Here is a 13484-nt window from a genome sequence, read left to right as displayed (position 1 = left end):
GGCGTCTACGCGAGGAAAGTTAAGTGTCTTACCCTGGGAGGTCTCCTGATGTTGCGCTGGGACGCTGCGTGCAGCTGAAAACCGCTGAGGGTCGAGCAATTGACCCCGACCGCACAGGAGAAGTCAGCAGAGGGCATAGTACCGGTGATTACTCGGCTGGATTTTTTTTTCCAGAAGTGAATGTCTAAGGGAAGGCCCGAACGGTGCCCTTTATCGGGTTTAAATGAAGAGAGTAGTTATTGAAACAATGGATCTAGGTATGGCATCCGAACAGGATGAAACCCAGGTTGGGTTATTCAAAGAAGACGCTCCGGTTATCAATGATCAACTGATGGAACGGGTGCTGGAACGTGAAAACCTCCAACGTGCTTTCCGTCAAGTCAAACGCAACAAAGGAAGCGCGGGGATAGACGGGATGACCGTTGACGACCTGACCGCCTTTGTCAATCAACACTGGCCCAAGATTCATCAACAACTTCTGGAAGGTAACTACCGGCCACAACCGGTCAGACAGGTAGAAATACCCAAGCCCAAAGGCGGTGTTCGGAAATTGGGTATACCAACGGTACTAGATCGCTTAATCCAACAGGCATTGCTCCAGGTCTTACAAGCAGAGTGGGACGGAAGCTTCTCCCATTTTAGCTATGGTTTTAGACCGGGCAAGTCGGCCCATCAGGCTATCCGTCAATCGCAACACTTCATCAATGAAGGGTATAAGTGGACGGTGGACATGGATCTGGAGAAGTTCTTCGACAGAGTGAACCATGACAAGCTGATGAGCCTGATTAAACGCCGAACCCAAGATAAGCGTGTTCTTAAGCTGATCAATAGCTTCCTAAAGGCAGGAGCACTAAGCGGAGACGTTTGGGTTCCAGCTTCAGAGGGTACGCCCCAAGGAGGCCCCCTTTCACCACTGTTAGCGAATGTGCTCCTGGATGAATTTGATAAAGAGCTCGAAGCGAGAGGGCACAGGTTCGTGCGCTACGCGGACGATTGTAACATCTATGTGAAGAGTGCTCGTTCAGGCGAGCGCGTGTTGGCCTCGGTCACACGCTACTTATCAAACCGGCTAAAGCTCAAAGTAAACAGTGAAAAGAGTGCAGTTGATCGACCTTGGAATCGCTCATTCCTGGGATTAACGTTTAGCCGACGAAGAAAGCGAAAGGTGAGCGACGAGTCAATACAACGTTTTAAGTATCGAGTCCGTCAAATAACCAAGCGAACCCGTGGGCGTTCCATAGAAGCAATCTACAAAGAACTTTCGGCGTACATGCGGGGCTGGAAGGCTTACTTTGGTATAGCGGAAGTAAAGTCTCCTTTATTAGACCTAGCTAAATGGGTACGGAGGAAGTTAAGATGCTATCTTTGGAAGCAATGGGGACGATCAGGCTACCGGCAGTTAAGAAAACGGGGTATAGATAGATGGCTAGCCTGGAACACGGCGAAGTCAGCGCATGGCCCGTGGCGTTTGAGTGGGAGTCCGGCGTTAAGATACGCACTGCCAACGAAGTACTTTGTGGCAGTGGGTATACCGGAACTTGTTGATCGCAAATAACTCAATCAACCGAACCGCCATGGTACGTGATCCGTATGCCTGGTGGTGTGGGGGGAGAGGCATCGTGAGGTGTCTCCCTATCCCGATTAAGCCAACTAGCGCCTGATAAGGAAGTTGTTGTCGTTTTGCCTTCTCGACCGTTGTTCTACCCGCCTCAATGATCCATGTGAGCCCATGGTTTTTTATCTCTCCAATGCTTTCCAAATGAGAGACACTCAAAGGTGTTAAACCGTAGTATGTTTCATCCCTGAACAAACCATTTGGGGTGTAAAACAGGAATAGCGAACGTTTCTCATCAAACCCGGTGCTTGGATAAATATCTATCTTGCCTGATTGAAGCTGTCTTAAGGTTCGCTTCTTGGGGAAGCGTTTGATTACTAACTTGCAGCCGACTCTCTTGGCGGCTTCTGAATAAAGTGCCTTATACAATCCGCTGTTATTGGGCGATGGGGCCATATAGTCCGGTTTGCCTACATCCTTGTATGTCATTGAAAGTTCACAAGGAGGCTTAGCCAGTGAAGTGTTGCTGGTAGCAATTAGAACAGCGAAAATCAAAAACAGTTTTTTCATTGAACTGACTTATCGGTACGCCTAAGGCGATTAGTGGCGAATCTTTTGTATAGCTCTTTAAGTGTAGACTATTGTTGGCTGGTTTGGGTTGGTAGGGAGACTTGTTGAGTCGCAGGTAAGAGGGCTCTCACAAACCGCTCTATAGTCACTGACTGCTGTTGGAGAGTTAAAATTAACGAGCTCCCACCGTATAGAGCCATTATTTAACTCTACAAATTACTGCTTAAGTAAGTGTCATTCGTCACCGATCCCTTTATTTGTTGAAGGCGTGACTTCGCACTGCTTCATATACTTACATTGCAGTTGGGCGATGCTCCCATCGTGCTTCATTTCTTCATATACAGATCTAAAATCAGCCACTATTTTTGGTGATGTCTCTTTGTTAAATCCCACATAATAGGATTTGCTGTCATCAATCAAAAAAGCTTTCTCCAATTTAAGATTGGGGTCGTTCAGCTTGGCCATTCTCCAATTTAAGACAGGCTCCACAAACACAATCAGGTCTATACGACCATATCTTAATAGATCAAAGCGCTGTTTATCGCCGTTTACTATAATTAGATGCTTGTCAGCTTTAAAGCCATTTTTCAATAGAAATTTGGTAATAGCCTGGCCTCTAATGACGGCAGTTTTAAACGCTTTAGCATCGTTTAGCGTTTTGATTGAGATGTCATTTCTACGTCTTGCCTTATAAAAGAACACTTTTCTTGGTGCAATAGGCCCTAACCAATGATAGTTGTCTTCTCTCTCTTCTGAGCGCGTTAACGTATGGATGACTGTGTTGGCTGCTCGCAGAGATTCTCGCTCAGCGCGTGCCCAAGGATGTATATTGAAACTACCTGTGTGCTTGGTTTTAGCGAGTATCGCTTTTAGAATATCTACTGTGAAACCTTGGATTTTCCCATTTTCTTCGAACTCAAAGTGAGTGTAGTTTTCAGCCACAAATGTTAGGCGCTCAGCAATCGAGTGATTCGGAAAGAGGCAGGAAATGACCAGTAACGCAAACAGTACTTTCATGGACTAGGTGTATCTGATTGACTGTAGGTTAATCTACCTATGGTAAACGCACTAAGTTTGGATGTACAGTTTCGGATTTTTATGCGCGTTTTTAACAAGGCACCACGTCATAAAAAAGTAACCGTTTTTAACAAGATACCCATTAAAGAAACGCAAAAATCTAAATGTCAGTTTAGTAACTAAACAATTAAATTGCATCATGTACGACTGGTTTGGAGGTTACTATTCACTACTGAGCGAGTGATACCGCGCACTTAAGGTTCTAATGGCAACTTGAAGATAGGGGGCGTCCTCAGATCGACCTGATGTTTAATACTTTTTGTAAAAACGTACTGAAAAGTCGAAAAGATAGCTTATTTAAAGCCACAAACCCATCAATATTTAGAGTGTACTAAACTGTGTGCTAAATTCTGATGAGAGATTGAGCTGATGCTCTGGGTGCTTCATATCTTATTGATATGAAAAAGTGGTGGCTACACCGGGATTCGAACCTGGGACCCCATCATTATGAGTGATGTGCTCTAACCAACTGAGCTATGTAGCCGCAACATTTGAGGCGCGTATTTTGTTGTTTTTGAAGGGGGATGTCAACCCTTTTTTTCATCCTTGTAAAACAGTTAGTTACATATATAACAATTATTTATCTATTCGTCATACGTCTCTAATGTTCTTGAATGCTCCCGCATGTAGACAGTTTGTAGACACTATTTTTCTTCCAATTTGCCCAATCTCCACTCATGCAAGGTAACCGTTTTTAGTAGCTGGCTAACGGTTCGGCCATGCCAGACAATCGCGCCCAGTATGGCCCCTTGAATGATAACGCCTAAATCAAGATTCAATGGCATCCGGTTTACCTTCGGGCATCACTACAGACAACACAGCCAAAACGCCGCCAATGCTTTGAATGACCCCTTCGGTTGCCGCAGTGGCTACTTCGCCTGGTATACCAAAAATCGTGAGCAACAAGCCCAACCCTGCCATAGTAGAAGGTTCTTTGACTCTGCTAAAAATGGATAAAAACTTTTCCATGGTTAAAACTCCTGATTAGGATTAAAAAAATCATACAACCAGGTTCCAAACGTGTCGTGTTCGTCACCGGTCAGTTTTTGTGTGATGGCATTGGCAACACCGTAAAAAATGTTTTCCTGGTTAACCGGGTTAATAGCCTCTGCCACATCCCCCACCGCTTCAACGGTTTTGTTTTTCATGTACCAGGCACCGGCTACACCAACACCAACCAGAATTAAAAAGTGTTGGGTTTTCATGCCATCATGACCCCTTCTTGAATCAATGACTGGTCATAGGGTTGTACCCCGTTTTCATGCTGTATGATCGTCGTAACCAGTGCGGTCATGACCGTTTCGTTATGCACATCAACCAACTGGTCAGGGTCAACACCAACAACAGCCGCCACATGATCAACATACGCCCCGGTATCATTCTCATGAGGTGGTGCCCAACGGTTGATAATGCCGCGTACGGTGTTTAAACCGTATTTGCTGCTATAGGTTTTGATAATACGTGCAATTGCCCGAATGCCATATCTCGCATCATTAAACTGATAAAACCGGCTATCAGTTTGCGTATCTGACAATCCGTTCCATGCAATACCGTTGTTTTCAATATTCCCAGGGTTATTGTTGCGAATCCCCCGTGGTAGTTGTTTTTTGCTCATCATCCAGAAAACCACACTAGCTATCGTCAGGTAGAACGTTACCTTCACTGTCCACCTCTCGCCATTGTTTGTAATATCGCTTTTTTCCAAGAATACTTTCATCATAACTATCAAGCGATATCATTTGAGGGTGCTCAACAGCACTAGACAACTGAGAAACCCCGATACAAATTTTTTCGTCATTAATTTGTGCGTAAAAATTAGACATATTCAATCACCTGCCATGTCGCGCCAGCTTGTATCGTTGCATCACAATCAATCGTTATCGTGCTTGTTGACAATACTCCCGTCCAGCCACCACCAATACCGTAGTAATTTTGCTGATACGTAATACCATAGCCGCGCCCGTTCAATATTAGAATCGACTTTGAAACATCAACGCTTGATATATTTACAACCCCGGCCCCGGAGACGGTACCGCGCTGAACGCTTTTTATCGGACTAGGATTTTGCCCAACTATCATTTGCTATCTCCAAACGTTTTATAGTTCAGTACTGCTCCGGAATTATTGAACATATAAACCGCAGCCGTGTTTTTGAACGTATGGTATCCAGCTGGCAGTGGAAAGCTGGCCGCACTCGCAGGATTCGCACCCGAGACAAACGCCGGTTGATCGATATAAACAACCGTCTCTATCCGATTGATATCAGCGGTCAATATTTCAACGCTTGCATTATTAGCGATAGTTCCAGACGACTCTGTTATTGAGTTACCGCCTACCGCTGCTACGGAAAGAAGCCCATTGATATCAATATCACCTGATAATCTTGAGTCCGTAGACGGAAGATCAGACACAAGGATCGTTACAGTTTGATCAACAGGGCTTACCAATTCGAACCACTCAAACGGTGCCCCATTAGCGGCAACATCAACACCGATACCCGCCATAATATCTGAGCTATGGCCAGTAGATGTTCTCAATGTCATCCGCCCGGTTCCGGTAATAATCCGAAAATACCGGCCCCGGATGGCGTTGTGATTCCCAATGCCTGCTTTCAAATCAATATCAAATAGATTCATTATGCCGCTCTCATCATCGCAAGGGCCATAAAGCCAACCACCGCAACAGCGCCGCCCATTCCCCACTTAACCATCGTGTCAGTATTTCGCTCAGTTGCATCCTTAGTGCTCTGGAAAACATAATCCATCGCTTTGCCGCTCATAGATTGCGCCTGAATATTTGCCTGGTTAATCTGATCATTAGTGGATTCTGCCAGATAAGCATATTCTGATATTGATCGCTCTGAGATATCAGAAATAGCCTGATTTGCCTGGCTATAAGCTGCATCTAAATTGCTGGAATGATCTCTCGATAGCGCTAATATTGAGCTATTAGCCGCCTGATAGGCTTTTCCAACTTCTGCGGTTGAATGCATCGCGAACTCTCTGTTTTCGTCCGCTTCATTTTGAACAAGGTCTATAACCTGACCTGCCGACCTTTCAAGGTAGCCGCCAAAGTCTCTCGATAAATCAAATGACTCAACCGCCAAATTGCCAGCGGCATCGATGACCTCAGTTCCCAAACTATCAGCCAGATTGATCGCGCTATCTGCAATAGCGCCATTGGCATTAACAGCATGAGCACTGACAGCCGCTGCCGCCTGCATAGCTCCATGATCCGTTGAGACAATGGATATATCACCCATTGACGATTCAGACATGTTCACATTTTTGGCAAATCCACTGCCACCACCACCGTTACCATAATCAATATTGTTAAAATAATTCTGCTTATTAACGGTTGACTGGGAACTCTTTGATTTACTTCCCATTGCAATTAAACCTCATCACTATCTCAGACTGAGACCAGCCCAATCTTTCATAAATTCTTTTTAGCCCGGGGCGCTTTATGTGCGTCCTCATTGACTCAATACCGTAATCTTTCGCCACCTTCATAAAAGACTTAATTACTCGCTTGGCCCCGCAGCCTTCACCCAACACAATGACTAACTCCAACATTCCGCTAGGCTTAGTTTCTTCAACCCTGGTCACGACATAACCGCAAGAATCAGGCTGGTCAAACTGCCAAAGCTGACCTTCACCGTTGAGTACTTCACGTTTGACGGCTTCAAGAACAGCGGGCGAACCCGCCGCCCTGGCTAAACCGTTTTCAGCTTCTGGGCACCATGCAATTTGCCTCATTTGCGTTTAACCAGGTAAAAGACCCCCACCACACCGGCGACAATTAGCCAGGCTGGTATACTGGTGCCCCCTACGGTTACAGGAGGTGGGGCAAAATTGAATGTACTCCCAAAATTAGCCCCATAGTCACCATTTCCAGAAGTGGCAGGCCCACCGCTGAGGTCTATTCCTCCCGCGCCGCCCGACATAGTTGGAATCATTTCATCACCTTAGCCAGAAATATCACGCCTAGAACGGCCCCCGTAACCATCAGCACCGTTTTATTTACCGGCGTACCAAAGACATTTACCGATTCACCACTAGCCAAACCATTTTCTATCTGTTCAGGTGATGCCGGGTGAGCGTTGACGTTTTGATCAATGCTTGATGGCGTTCCGATCAACTCTGCCTGATCTTGGGCGGCCGCTCCTGATACGTTGCCCGATTTAATTCTTTCATGCTCCAGGTAAACACCGGCGAGCGTTTCAAACGCGTCACCAATGCCCCCGAAGTTTTCAAAGAATCCACTTGTTTGAGACATGGAGAACCCTCCTATATGCCTTGGAATCCGTCGATATATTCAACCAGGGTTGTTAACGCCCCGGAAGAATCAATCGTTGGCTTCAGACGCATGTCTTTTAAGTGGGCTGTTGGCATGTACTGCTTCAACTTACCTAGCAAATTCATATCAACATGGGTCGCTTTAGCAGTAAGCGGCGTGCGGCCATGCTGTTTTTGAACGGCTTCAAGTAAGTCTTTAGGAAACTCAACCACTTTACCAGAGCCAGCACCGTTGTTGATCTCAAGCTCTACTTCGCTCACATCATCTTTAAACAAGTGAAACGCGGTAATACGCGCACCGCGTGGGATATTATCAATATCCTGCCTGCCACTGGTTGCAAACGTGGTGGGGAATTCACGCAACTTAGTGATTAGCCCCATTGGGGCCGCTGCTCGACGAATAGCGTACGTTTCAATAGCCGGGTCAGTAACTGCCCCGTCAAGATCAAACTGAACAGTCAATGACGGAATGTCGAGTGTGCCCATACTGGTCAAGGCTCGTTCCTCTTCCGTCGACATTTCAGGCCGATAGAACCACAACGTCAAAAAGCCGGTTGACTCATCACGCTGGTAATAGCTGTTAATGTCAGCAATAACACCGCCGTCTTTAACATCCCATTGAGCCTTGGCACCTGTTAGAACTTTCAAGTTCTTCATTTGTACCGGCGTTACATTCGTTAATTTAAAAATTATCGAATCATACGACAATCCAAGCGGGCAGTGTTGAGTCACACGACCACCGGCCACAACGTTATTAGGTTGCGATAGTCTTTCAAATGAACGTGACATTTAGCCCCCTTTTACAACAGTGGCAACAGAGCCTAAGCCCGCTTTTCGTGCGCCAACAACCAGCACACCAACAACGATAGAACCGACAACCATTGAGGTCACCATCTTCCAATCGATGTTACGTTTTACTTTGTCTACAGTGTTCATGTAGTCCTCTCAATCAATTAAAAAATACGCTGTTTAACGTAGGTTTTTAGTTGTATCGAGGGAGAACCGAAACGGTAAAGAGGGGGAACCTATAGGTTCAAATTAGATTAAAAAAAGATCAGGAACGTAAAAAATCACGTTCCTTAACGTAATAATCAAGCAAATTGGTTACGTTTTCGGCTCTTTTCACCGTAGGCCTTGTAGGGAATTTTAACTTTTTCCCAGGTCTCGCCATTTTTGGTGAAGAACTCCAGCGGCTTAAGGGCTTCCACCTGGTTAGCCGGAATCCCAAGCACTCGTTCGATGTACTTGGCATCATGGGCCGACTGCAACCCGATATAGACCTTATGGGCCTGTGTAATCAGCGATTTCGGTATTTCCTGAACCCGCTGGGTATTGGACACCACAATACCACCGTACTTTCGAGCACGTTTCTGTAACTTGCCCAGCCCCGGCAAGGTTTTCTGGCCCATTTCGAGATCGGCCAGCTCTTCGAGAACGATGTAAGTATCAAAATCGCCATCCAGTACCCGCCAAACTACTTCGCAGAACCATGTAAACGTATCCTGATCATCTTCACCATTCCACCCCAGCCGAAAGGGCTTACCACTTTTAACGGCAGCTTGAACCGCTTTTAAAAACTTGCCCTTGTTATCAAACCGCGTGCAATAGTGGTCGTTGTCAACATCCCAGAACAGAGCGCGAACGCCCCGCCTGGGTACCACTACGTTTCGCATGGCTTGCGATTTACCGCCACCGGTCTTCGCGGTCACAAACACATGGCGAAGCGGCAAAGAACTATCTTCATTCCTCGCCATTGATTGTCTCCCCGGGGCGTTCCGGTTTTTGCTCTTCATTTGCGGCCTGAATTTGCTTTTCGATCTGCTGAGCCGTCCAGATCGTCACACCCATATAGGTTCCCGCTTTGATGTACGGGTCATATTTCTTGAGTGCTTCGGCTAACCAAGGGGGCATGGTGCCGCCCATTTCCAGCGCCAAAGGGGTTAACGCCTCGGTTCCTGCTTCCCGGTCAATCAACTCATCAATATTGGCCGATGGACAAACGAACCGATCAACACCCCACAGAAAGCCCCCGTTTAACTTTTCAGCAAACGCCCGGGCACGTTCCAACTCATCAACCGAGGGTTCATTTTCGGCCTGTGCCTGGTTAGCGGCTTCAACGCTTTCGGCCTCGATCAGATCATCCAGCCCGAACTCTTCATTTTCTTCAACTGCATCCAGTTCTACTACGTCACTCATGCTATAGGTTCCTTAACCTGGTTAATTAGCTGGCAAATGCCAGTAAGCCCGCCGCTACCATTCCCAAAAATGCCAGTGGTGCCCATTTTTTCTTGGTTGTTGCCGGTTGTTCGGCCGGTTCAATCTCGGTTGTGTCCGGTTCGTTTTCGGTTGTACAACCGGATCCGCCGATATCGCCAGACCCCCCATGTTTACTAGGTTCGCTCGGTTCTACAACCGACTTTTCAGCCACATTGGGTGGCTTAACCGGATCCGCGCCGGCGCGCCATTCTGTTTGGTTGTACAACCGGGTTTGAACCGCTTTTCCGGTTCGCTGGTCTGCACCACACTCACCGCAACGGGTATAAAGGAACCGGCCAGAACCGCGTCTGGCCTGATGAACGGATGCCGTACCGCCGCAACCGTCACATTGAATGGTGCCCAGCACCGGGTTATCACGCTTCGCCACGAGTCACCTCTCTGGTTGCCAGTTCACCTAACAACCGAGCCGCCTCGGTTATCACCTCTTTCGCTTCTTTGGGAAGCATGGGGTGCTTAAACGCATCTGCACGCTCAATTAACTTTTGAGTCCGTTCGATTAAAAACTGATTGTCCATGACTGCATACTCCTATGGATAAATACACAGCTGATTATTCATACAGGCTATCAAAAAGCAAATTCTTATAGTTTTGCACTATCAAAAGCCCGAAGGGCATAAGCCGCTGCACAGGGCTGGCTAGTGGTATGCGCTCTCACGGCGCAACAGCGCGATTTTGAATCAGATATGGAATTCCACCGCTTGCGGTGGTTAATAAAGCCCTTACAGGCTCCAGAGGCCCCAGAATTTGAACTTTAGGCACGGATAAGCCAAACGGCGCTTGAGTGAAAAGAACTTCTCGACTTGTCGAGGCATTCTTAGGCCGTAGGCCTTTATATTACGTAGTAATTTTCACGTAGTGTTTAGTCATAGACCTATCCATTATCGGGCTAAGACTTAACTGTTAATAAATAAACGGGGCATACCGCATAAAAGCGACAAAGACTTAATTGTGTATAACTCAGGAAAGTGAGGCGGCACCATAAATGCCAGGCAAAAAAAAGCCCTAACAAGTAGGGCAAAGCGTAAGTTATAGGGTGCAAAGCAGCGCTTAAATACTTTCAGGTACAGTCCAGCCTCTCGGTAGACCGAGCCAGTAAGTCAGTTAGTACACTGAGGCTTGAGGGATTGTGCGAGTTGTTTAAGGTAGTTTCGGTGGTCATCAGGGCTATCAAGCCCCTCAGCGGCGGCTATGTCGCGCATGTAGGATGTAAATGTCTCTCTGCTGATGCGGTTTTGAATGGCGTTGAGCTTTTTCTTTAGTTTCTTACGGGCCTTCTCCTGGAACTTCTGGAATTTGGTAAACAGGCCCAGCTCATGGAACAACTTAACAGAGATCGAACGAACCGCCACGGTGTGCACTAGCTCGCCCTCTGTATCACGTTCTGACTTGCGAATGGTATTGGCATAGCCCCATTTCCTGATATCACTCAAGGCTTGCCAGATGCGGGATAACGAAAGGCCGGTCTTGTCGGCCATATGCTGGCAACCAAAGCGCACAAACTTACCGGTACCTTCATCCACCACGCCCAGATGAAGAGTGGCAAAGTTGGAATAACTCATCATGTAACATAACACCGAGGCCACCGCTTCACGGCGTTCGCTTCTAACCTGGCGTTTTGCTTTTTGAAGTCGTTGGGTGCGGGCCGATCTTAAATAGCGGAAAGGGTTAGAAGCCCATAGTCTGATGGTCTTCTGGGTTTCATTGATAAAGCCGTTACGGTGCTCACGAAATACCTTAAGGTCATTCTTGTCATGCCCGCACCGGTTACCGCTGATGGTTGCTGAACTCACTAGCTACCCCTAATCGTTTAGGTTTGTAGTGGCTTCAAGGTGTTCAATTATGTGCCCTACCATTTGCATGGCATATTCAGACAGGGCTTCACGGGTCAAAGGGTCGTCACAGTAACGCAATTTCATTAAAAGCTGTTTAGCAATAATTGCACTGCTGACGATTTCTTCTTCACGGGACATAGACTACTTACCTTATGCTCTTCTTTTCTCCCCGTTCCCTGGTGTTAATGCAGTGGTTCCTGCTACTGCTAAAGTAATGGTTGTTGTAAATGGCTATCGCCCCAGTGTGGGCAGCATATCGTTGTACTCTTGTGCGTAATCCACATCGATGTTCATCAACTCGGCCACGGTCAGATCGCCCACGCTTTTACCGGTAGCGGCAATCTTTCTGGCTAAACCTTCGGTGTAGTGGCAATTGCACTCAGCTATGGCACCAATGGTCGTAGCGGCTTCAACAAGCTTTCTTTGGTCTTCCTTACTCATCTCTCCAACCCTCTTGTTCCATGGCTTCCTTAATCAGCAAAGCGTTATTCACCATGATGGCGCCACGTTTGCCGGGTTCTGAGGCCAGCACAATCGACGGAATCATGGCCTTTTTGATTCTCGAACGAACCTGTTCAGCGGACAAACCGGCCCGCCTGGCGTATTCATCGATCGATAAATATGGCGTATCGATATACAAAACTGGGCTATTCATTGTTACTATCCTAAGGTTTTGCGTCTTAAAAGGTCTTAAATGTTCCGAATGGAACAATTAAGGTAATGATAGGAGTACAAGTGGAACCTTGTCAATGAATATGTGTGAAAAAATAAAAATTATCAGGAAGGCAGAGGAGTTAACTCAGAAAGAATTTAGCGAAGAGGCGGGTCTTTCAATATCTGCAATTAAAAAATATGAAACAGGAAGGCGAACACCGAATGGTATTGAGCTTGAGAAAATTACAAAAAGCGATCGCTTTAAAAAGTACACGCTCTGGCTAATGACCGACGAGGTCGCACCGGAAGCAGGGCAGATCAGCCCTGAGATTGAGGAGCAACGGAAGTTAAGCAACGGCTAAAGCCCACCCGGGAAGGTTATTCGATATCGGCAAAAATTTTGGAGATTTGGAGAAATAAATGAGTGAAGAGATATACGAACAAGATAAGATACCGGCTGACATAGACCCATGGGAGCCGGTAATGATTGAGAAATTTGGACAGTATGTAAGAACCGTAAAAGGCGATGATTTTGAATGCCCTATGTGTAATAACGATGGATTGTTTCAAGCTGACGGAGAACGAAATGACAAGATGAATTTTGAAATCATTTGCGGCCGCTGCGCCTATGTAATGTCGTTTAAGTTCGACCTTGCCAAAGAGCTTCTGGAAGGGTTTGAACCAAGATATAAGGATGGAACATGAAGCGCATCGGCATTTATATAAATTCAAAAGAATTAGAAGACTTATCTCCTAAAGTCGTGAAGCTGGATAAAAAAGTTTCAAATATTGAGAAGGATATTGATAATTTAAAAAGTAATTGCGGGGAATTTAAGCAGGATATTAAAGAGATTAGAGGGGCTAGGTTAAAAGACTACGTCTTAATTTTTAGTGTAATGGGAACAGCTGCTTTTGGCGTTGTTAAATATATTGCTAGCTTACACTTGCCACCTGGATGAGTGCTATAGTGGCCTCCTTTTAGAGTTATGGAGCCTAATATGAGCAACGACCAAACCATAGAATCAAATGCAGAGAAGTTACTAGAACACCTTCAAAACGACTATTACTCGTTTGGTTATAACAAAGGTTATTGTGAGGCATGGGACAAGGTAAATAACATCAATAACAGAAGAATTTTGCTGATGTGTGCTTACTATGCCCTGTTTGGTTTTGTTCTCGGATATTTTTAATAATTTGCTCGTTAATGGTCTTTAAGCTGCA

Annotated in this window: 29 protein-coding genes and 1 tRNA gene; 6 read left to right on the top strand and 24 right to left on the bottom strand. The window is 46.1% G+C overall.

Features of this window, described 5'->3' with window-relative positions; all coding sequences use genetic code 11:
* Window positions 1-23 precede the first annotated feature (23 nt).
* Both MY523_RS12685 and ltrA read left to right on the top strand, forming a co-directional pair.
* Window positions 24-188: a hypothetical protein gene (locus tag MY523_RS12685; RefSeq protein ID WP_250654867.1), complete on the top strand. Its 165-nt coding sequence runs from the start codon at window positions 24-26 to the stop codon at window positions 186-188.
* Window positions 189-223: 35 nt separating this feature from the next.
* Window positions 224-1555 (top strand): group II intron reverse transcriptase/maturase, encoded by a 1332-nt coding sequence (gene ltrA, locus MY523_RS12680; protein WP_250654866.1) that lies wholly within the window; start codon window positions 224-226, stop codon window positions 1553-1555.
* On the opposite strand, the gene MY523_RS12675 is transcribed toward ltrA, so the two are convergent.
* From MY523_RS12675 to MY523_RS12560, 24 genes are all read right to left on the bottom strand, one after another.
* The gene (locus MY523_RS12675) at window positions 1487-2125 is read right to left on the bottom strand and encodes a transporter substrate-binding domain-containing protein (protein WP_250655063.1); all 639 of its coding nucleotides are present in this window, start codon (window positions 2123-2125) and stop codon (window positions 1487-1489) included. The two genes, ltrA and MY523_RS12675, sit on opposite strands and share 69 nt — an antisense overlap.
* 234 nt (window positions 2126-2359) lie before the next feature.
* Complete coding sequence (locus tag MY523_RS12670) at window positions 2360-3142, bottom strand: substrate-binding periplasmic protein (RefSeq protein WP_250655062.1); 783 nt, start codon at window positions 3140-3142, stop codon at window positions 2360-2362.
* A 467-nt stretch (window positions 3143-3609) separates the two neighbouring features.
* A tRNA-Met gene (locus MY523_RS12665) sits at window positions 3610-3686 on the bottom strand.
* Window positions 3687-3846: 160 nt separating this feature from the next.
* Entirely contained in the window at window positions 3847-3987 is a 141-nt protein-coding gene (locus MY523_RS12660) for a hypothetical protein (RefSeq protein ID WP_250655061.1), read from the bottom strand.
* Window positions 3971-4171: a hypothetical protein gene (locus tag MY523_RS12655; protein WP_250655060.1), complete on the bottom strand. Its 201-nt coding sequence runs from the start codon at window positions 4169-4171 to the stop codon at window positions 3971-3973. The genes MY523_RS12660 and MY523_RS12655 overlap by 17 nt, the downstream gene beginning before the upstream one ends.
* A 2-nt stretch (window positions 4172-4173) precedes the next feature.
* Window positions 4174-4407, bottom strand: a complete 234-nt coding sequence (locus MY523_RS12650; protein ID WP_250655059.1) for a hypothetical protein — start codon at window positions 4405-4407, stop codon at window positions 4174-4176.
* Window positions 4404-4820 (bottom strand): hypothetical protein, encoded by a 417-nt coding sequence (locus tag MY523_RS12645; RefSeq protein ID WP_250655058.1) that lies wholly within the window; start codon window positions 4818-4820, stop codon window positions 4404-4406. The genes MY523_RS12650 and MY523_RS12645 overlap by 4 nt, the downstream gene beginning before the upstream one ends.
* A 13-nt stretch (window positions 4821-4833) precedes the next feature.
* Window positions 4834-5025 carry a hypothetical protein gene (locus tag MY523_RS12640; RefSeq protein ID WP_250655057.1) on the bottom strand — a complete coding sequence of 64 codons (192 nt, stop codon included), beginning with the start codon at window positions 5023-5025 and terminating at the stop codon, window positions 4834-4836.
* Window positions 5018-5281, bottom strand: a complete 264-nt coding sequence (locus MY523_RS12635) for a hypothetical protein (RefSeq protein WP_250655056.1) — start codon at window positions 5279-5281, stop codon at window positions 5018-5020. Before MY523_RS12635 ends, MY523_RS12640 begins: the two co-directional genes overlap by 8 nt.
* A complete protein-coding gene (locus MY523_RS12630; protein WP_250655055.1) occupies window positions 5278-5838 on the bottom strand; it encodes a hypothetical protein in 561 nt (186 codons plus the stop codon). Before MY523_RS12630 ends, MY523_RS12635 begins: the two co-directional genes overlap by 4 nt.
* Entirely contained in the window at window positions 5838-6590 is a 753-nt protein-coding gene (locus MY523_RS12625; RefSeq protein WP_250655054.1) for a hypothetical protein, read from the bottom strand. The genes MY523_RS12630 and MY523_RS12625 overlap by 1 nt, the downstream gene beginning before the upstream one ends.
* On the bottom strand, window positions 6580-6960 hold the full coding sequence (locus MY523_RS12620; protein ID WP_250655053.1) for an N-acetyltransferase: 381 nt from the start codon (window positions 6958-6960) through the stop codon (window positions 6580-6582). Before MY523_RS12620 ends, MY523_RS12625 begins: the two co-directional genes overlap by 11 nt.
* Complete coding sequence (locus tag MY523_RS12615; protein WP_250655052.1) at window positions 6957-7160, bottom strand: hypothetical protein; 204 nt, start codon at window positions 7158-7160, stop codon at window positions 6957-6959. Before MY523_RS12615 ends, MY523_RS12620 begins: the two co-directional genes overlap by 4 nt.
* A complete protein-coding gene (locus MY523_RS12610) occupies window positions 7157-7480 on the bottom strand; it encodes a hypothetical protein (RefSeq protein ID WP_250655051.1) in 324 nt (107 codons plus the stop codon). The genes MY523_RS12615 and MY523_RS12610 overlap by 4 nt, the downstream gene beginning before the upstream one ends.
* 11 nt (window positions 7481-7491) lie before the next feature.
* Window positions 7492-8289 carry a major capsid protein P2 gene (locus tag MY523_RS12605; RefSeq protein WP_250655050.1) on the bottom strand — a complete coding sequence of 266 codons (798 nt, stop codon included), beginning with the start codon at window positions 8287-8289 and terminating at the stop codon, window positions 7492-7494.
* On the bottom strand, window positions 8290-8436 hold the full coding sequence (locus tag MY523_RS12600; RefSeq protein ID WP_250655049.1) for a hypothetical protein: 147 nt from the start codon (window positions 8434-8436) through the stop codon (window positions 8290-8292).
* Between the two features lie 155 nt (window positions 8437-8591).
* Complete coding sequence (locus MY523_RS12595) at window positions 8592-9254, bottom strand: hypothetical protein (protein ID WP_250655048.1); 663 nt, start codon at window positions 9252-9254, stop codon at window positions 8592-8594.
* Window positions 9241-9696 carry a hypothetical protein gene (locus tag MY523_RS12590; protein WP_250655047.1) on the bottom strand — a complete coding sequence of 152 codons (456 nt, stop codon included), beginning with the start codon at window positions 9694-9696 and terminating at the stop codon, window positions 9241-9243. The genes MY523_RS12595 and MY523_RS12590 overlap by 14 nt, the downstream gene beginning before the upstream one ends.
* Before the next feature lie 25 nt (window positions 9697-9721).
* Window positions 9722-10144 (bottom strand): hypothetical protein, encoded by a 423-nt coding sequence (locus tag MY523_RS12585; protein ID WP_250655046.1) that lies wholly within the window; start codon window positions 10142-10144, stop codon window positions 9722-9724.
* A complete protein-coding gene (locus MY523_RS12580; protein ID WP_250655045.1) occupies window positions 10131-10292 on the bottom strand; it encodes a hypothetical protein in 162 nt (53 codons plus the stop codon). The genes MY523_RS12585 and MY523_RS12580 overlap by 14 nt, the downstream gene beginning before the upstream one ends.
* A 582-nt stretch (window positions 10293-10874) precedes the next feature.
* Complete coding sequence (locus MY523_RS12575; protein WP_250655044.1) at window positions 10875-11567, bottom strand: hypothetical protein; 693 nt, start codon at window positions 11565-11567, stop codon at window positions 10875-10877.
* A 9-nt stretch (window positions 11568-11576) separates the two neighbouring features.
* Window positions 11577-11747: a hypothetical protein gene (locus MY523_RS12570; RefSeq protein WP_250655043.1), complete on the bottom strand. Its 171-nt coding sequence runs from the start codon at window positions 11745-11747 to the stop codon at window positions 11577-11579.
* Between the two features lie 93 nt (window positions 11748-11840).
* A complete protein-coding gene (locus tag MY523_RS12565; protein WP_250655042.1) occupies window positions 11841-12050 on the bottom strand; it encodes a hypothetical protein in 210 nt (69 codons plus the stop codon).
* A complete protein-coding gene (locus MY523_RS12560; protein WP_250655041.1) occupies window positions 12043-12264 on the bottom strand; it encodes a hypothetical protein in 222 nt (73 codons plus the stop codon). The genes MY523_RS12565 and MY523_RS12560 overlap by 8 nt, the downstream gene beginning before the upstream one ends.
* A 94-nt stretch (window positions 12265-12358) precedes the next feature.
* Between MY523_RS12560 and MY523_RS12555 the strand changes: the two genes are divergently transcribed.
* From MY523_RS12555 to MY523_RS12540, 4 genes are read left to right on the top strand one after another with little or no spacing between them, the layout of a single operon-like run.
* On the top strand, window positions 12359-12625 hold the full coding sequence (locus tag MY523_RS12555; RefSeq protein ID WP_250655040.1) for a helix-turn-helix domain-containing protein: 267 nt from the start codon (window positions 12359-12361) through the stop codon (window positions 12623-12625).
* Window positions 12626-12683: 58 nt separating this feature from the next.
* Window positions 12684-12968 (top strand): hypothetical protein, encoded by a 285-nt coding sequence (locus MY523_RS12550; RefSeq protein WP_250655039.1) that lies wholly within the window; start codon window positions 12684-12686, stop codon window positions 12966-12968.
* Window positions 12965-13222: a coiled-coil domain-containing protein gene (locus MY523_RS12545; RefSeq protein ID WP_250655038.1), complete on the top strand. Its 258-nt coding sequence runs from the start codon at window positions 12965-12967 to the stop codon at window positions 13220-13222. Before MY523_RS12550 ends, MY523_RS12545 begins: the two co-directional genes overlap by 4 nt.
* A 39-nt stretch (window positions 13223-13261) precedes the next feature.
* A complete protein-coding gene (locus tag MY523_RS12540; protein WP_250655037.1) occupies window positions 13262-13453 on the top strand; it encodes a hypothetical protein in 192 nt (63 codons plus the stop codon).
* The last annotated feature ends 31 nt before the right edge of the window (window positions 13454-13484 follow it).

It is taken from the genome of Alkalimarinus coralli, assembly GCF_023650515.1.
GTDB classification, from domain to species: domain Bacteria; phylum Pseudomonadota; class Gammaproteobacteria; order Pseudomonadales; family Oleiphilaceae; genus Alkalimarinus; species Alkalimarinus coralli.
This window is presented reverse-complemented; position numbering and strand designations above follow the sequence as displayed.

What these genes read in the sequence shown, in the direction of transcription:
- MY523_RS12660 (WP_250655061.1), bottom strand. Translation starts at nt 3,987, where the DNA reads ATGCCATTGAATCTTGATTTAGGCGTTATCATTCAAGGGGCCATACTG.
- MY523_RS12630 (WP_250655055.1), bottom strand. Translation starts at nt 5,838, where the DNA reads ATGAATCTATTTGATATTGATTTGAAAGCAGGCATTGGGAATCACAAC.
- MY523_RS12615 (WP_250655052.1), bottom strand. Translation starts at nt 7,160, where the DNA reads ATGATTCCAACTATGTCGGGCGGCGCGGGAGGAATAGACCTCAGCGGT.
- MY523_RS12670 (WP_250655062.1), bottom strand. Translation starts at nt 3,142, where the DNA reads ATGAAAGTACTGTTTGCGTTACTGGTCATTTCCTGCCTCTTTCCGAAT.
- MY523_RS12625 (WP_250655054.1), bottom strand. Translation starts at nt 6,590, where the DNA reads ATGGGAAGTAAATCAAAGAGTTCCCAGTCAACCGTTAATAAGCAGAAT.
- MY523_RS12640 (WP_250655057.1), bottom strand. Translation starts at nt 5,025, where the DNA reads ATGTCTAATTTTTACGCACAAATTAATGACGAAAAAATTTGTATCGGG.
- MY523_RS12540 (WP_250655037.1), top strand. Translation starts at nt 13,262, where the DNA reads ATGAGCAACGACCAAACCATAGAATCAAATGCAGAGAAGTTACTAGAA.
- MY523_RS12595 (WP_250655048.1), bottom strand. Translation starts at nt 9,254, where the DNA reads ATGGCGAGGAATGAAGATAGTTCTTTGCCGCTTCGCCATGTGTTTGTG.
- MY523_RS12600 (WP_250655049.1), bottom strand. Translation starts at nt 8,436, where the DNA reads ATGAACACTGTAGACAAAGTAAAACGTAACATCGATTGGAAGATGGTG.
- MY523_RS12560 (WP_250655041.1), bottom strand. Translation starts at nt 12,264, where the DNA reads ATGAATAGCCCAGTTTTGTATATCGATACGCCATATTTATCGATCGAT.
- MY523_RS12620 (WP_250655053.1), bottom strand. Translation starts at nt 6,960, where the DNA reads ATGAGGCAAATTGCATGGTGCCCAGAAGCTGAAAACGGTTTAGCCAGG.
- MY523_RS12635 (WP_250655056.1), bottom strand. Translation starts at nt 5,281, where the DNA reads ATGATAGTTGGGCAAAATCCTAGTCCGATAAAAAGCGTTCAGCGCGGT.
- MY523_RS12645 (WP_250655058.1), bottom strand. Translation starts at nt 4,820, where the DNA reads ATGATGAGCAAAAAACAACTACCACGGGGGATTCGCAACAATAACCCT.
- MY523_RS12610 (WP_250655051.1), bottom strand. Translation starts at nt 7,480, where the DNA reads ATGTCTCAAACAAGTGGATTCTTTGAAAACTTCGGGGGCATTGGTGAC.
- MY523_RS12545 (WP_250655038.1), top strand. Translation starts at nt 12,965, where the DNA reads ATGAAGCGCATCGGCATTTATATAAATTCAAAAGAATTAGAAGACTTA.
- MY523_RS12590 (WP_250655047.1), bottom strand. Translation starts at nt 9,696, where the DNA reads ATGAGTGACGTAGTAGAACTGGATGCAGTTGAAGAAAATGAAGAGTTC.
- MY523_RS12550 (WP_250655039.1), top strand. Translation starts at nt 12,684, where the DNA reads ATGAGTGAAGAGATATACGAACAAGATAAGATACCGGCTGACATAGAC.
- MY523_RS12655 (WP_250655060.1), bottom strand. Translation starts at nt 4,171, where the DNA reads ATGGAAAAGTTTTTATCCATTTTTAGCAGAGTCAAAGAACCTTCTACT.
- MY523_RS12675 (WP_250655063.1), bottom strand. Translation starts at nt 2,125, where the DNA reads ATGAAAAAACTGTTTTTGATTTTCGCTGTTCTAATTGCTACCAGCAAC.
- MY523_RS12650 (WP_250655059.1), bottom strand. Translation starts at nt 4,407, where the DNA reads ATGAAAACCCAACACTTTTTAATTCTGGTTGGTGTTGGTGTAGCCGGT.
- MY523_RS12555 (WP_250655040.1), top strand. Translation starts at nt 12,359, where the DNA reads ATGAATATGTGTGAAAAAATAAAAATTATCAGGAAGGCAGAGGAGTTA.
- MY523_RS12565 (WP_250655042.1), bottom strand. Translation starts at nt 12,050, where the DNA reads ATGAGTAAGGAAGACCAAAGAAAGCTTGTTGAAGCCGCTACGACCATT.
- MY523_RS12570 (WP_250655043.1), bottom strand. Translation starts at nt 11,747, where the DNA reads ATGTCCCGTGAAGAAGAAATCGTCAGCAGTGCAATTATTGCTAAACAG.
- ltrA (WP_250654866.1), top strand. Translation starts at nt 224, where the DNA reads ATGAAGAGAGTAGTTATTGAAACAATGGATCTAGGTATGGCATCCGAA.
- MY523_RS12580 (WP_250655045.1), bottom strand. Translation starts at nt 10,292, where the DNA reads ATGGACAATCAGTTTTTAATCGAACGGACTCAAAAGTTAATTGAGCGT.
- MY523_RS12605 (WP_250655050.1), bottom strand. Translation starts at nt 8,289, where the DNA reads ATGTCACGTTCATTTGAAAGACTATCGCAACCTAATAACGTTGTGGCC.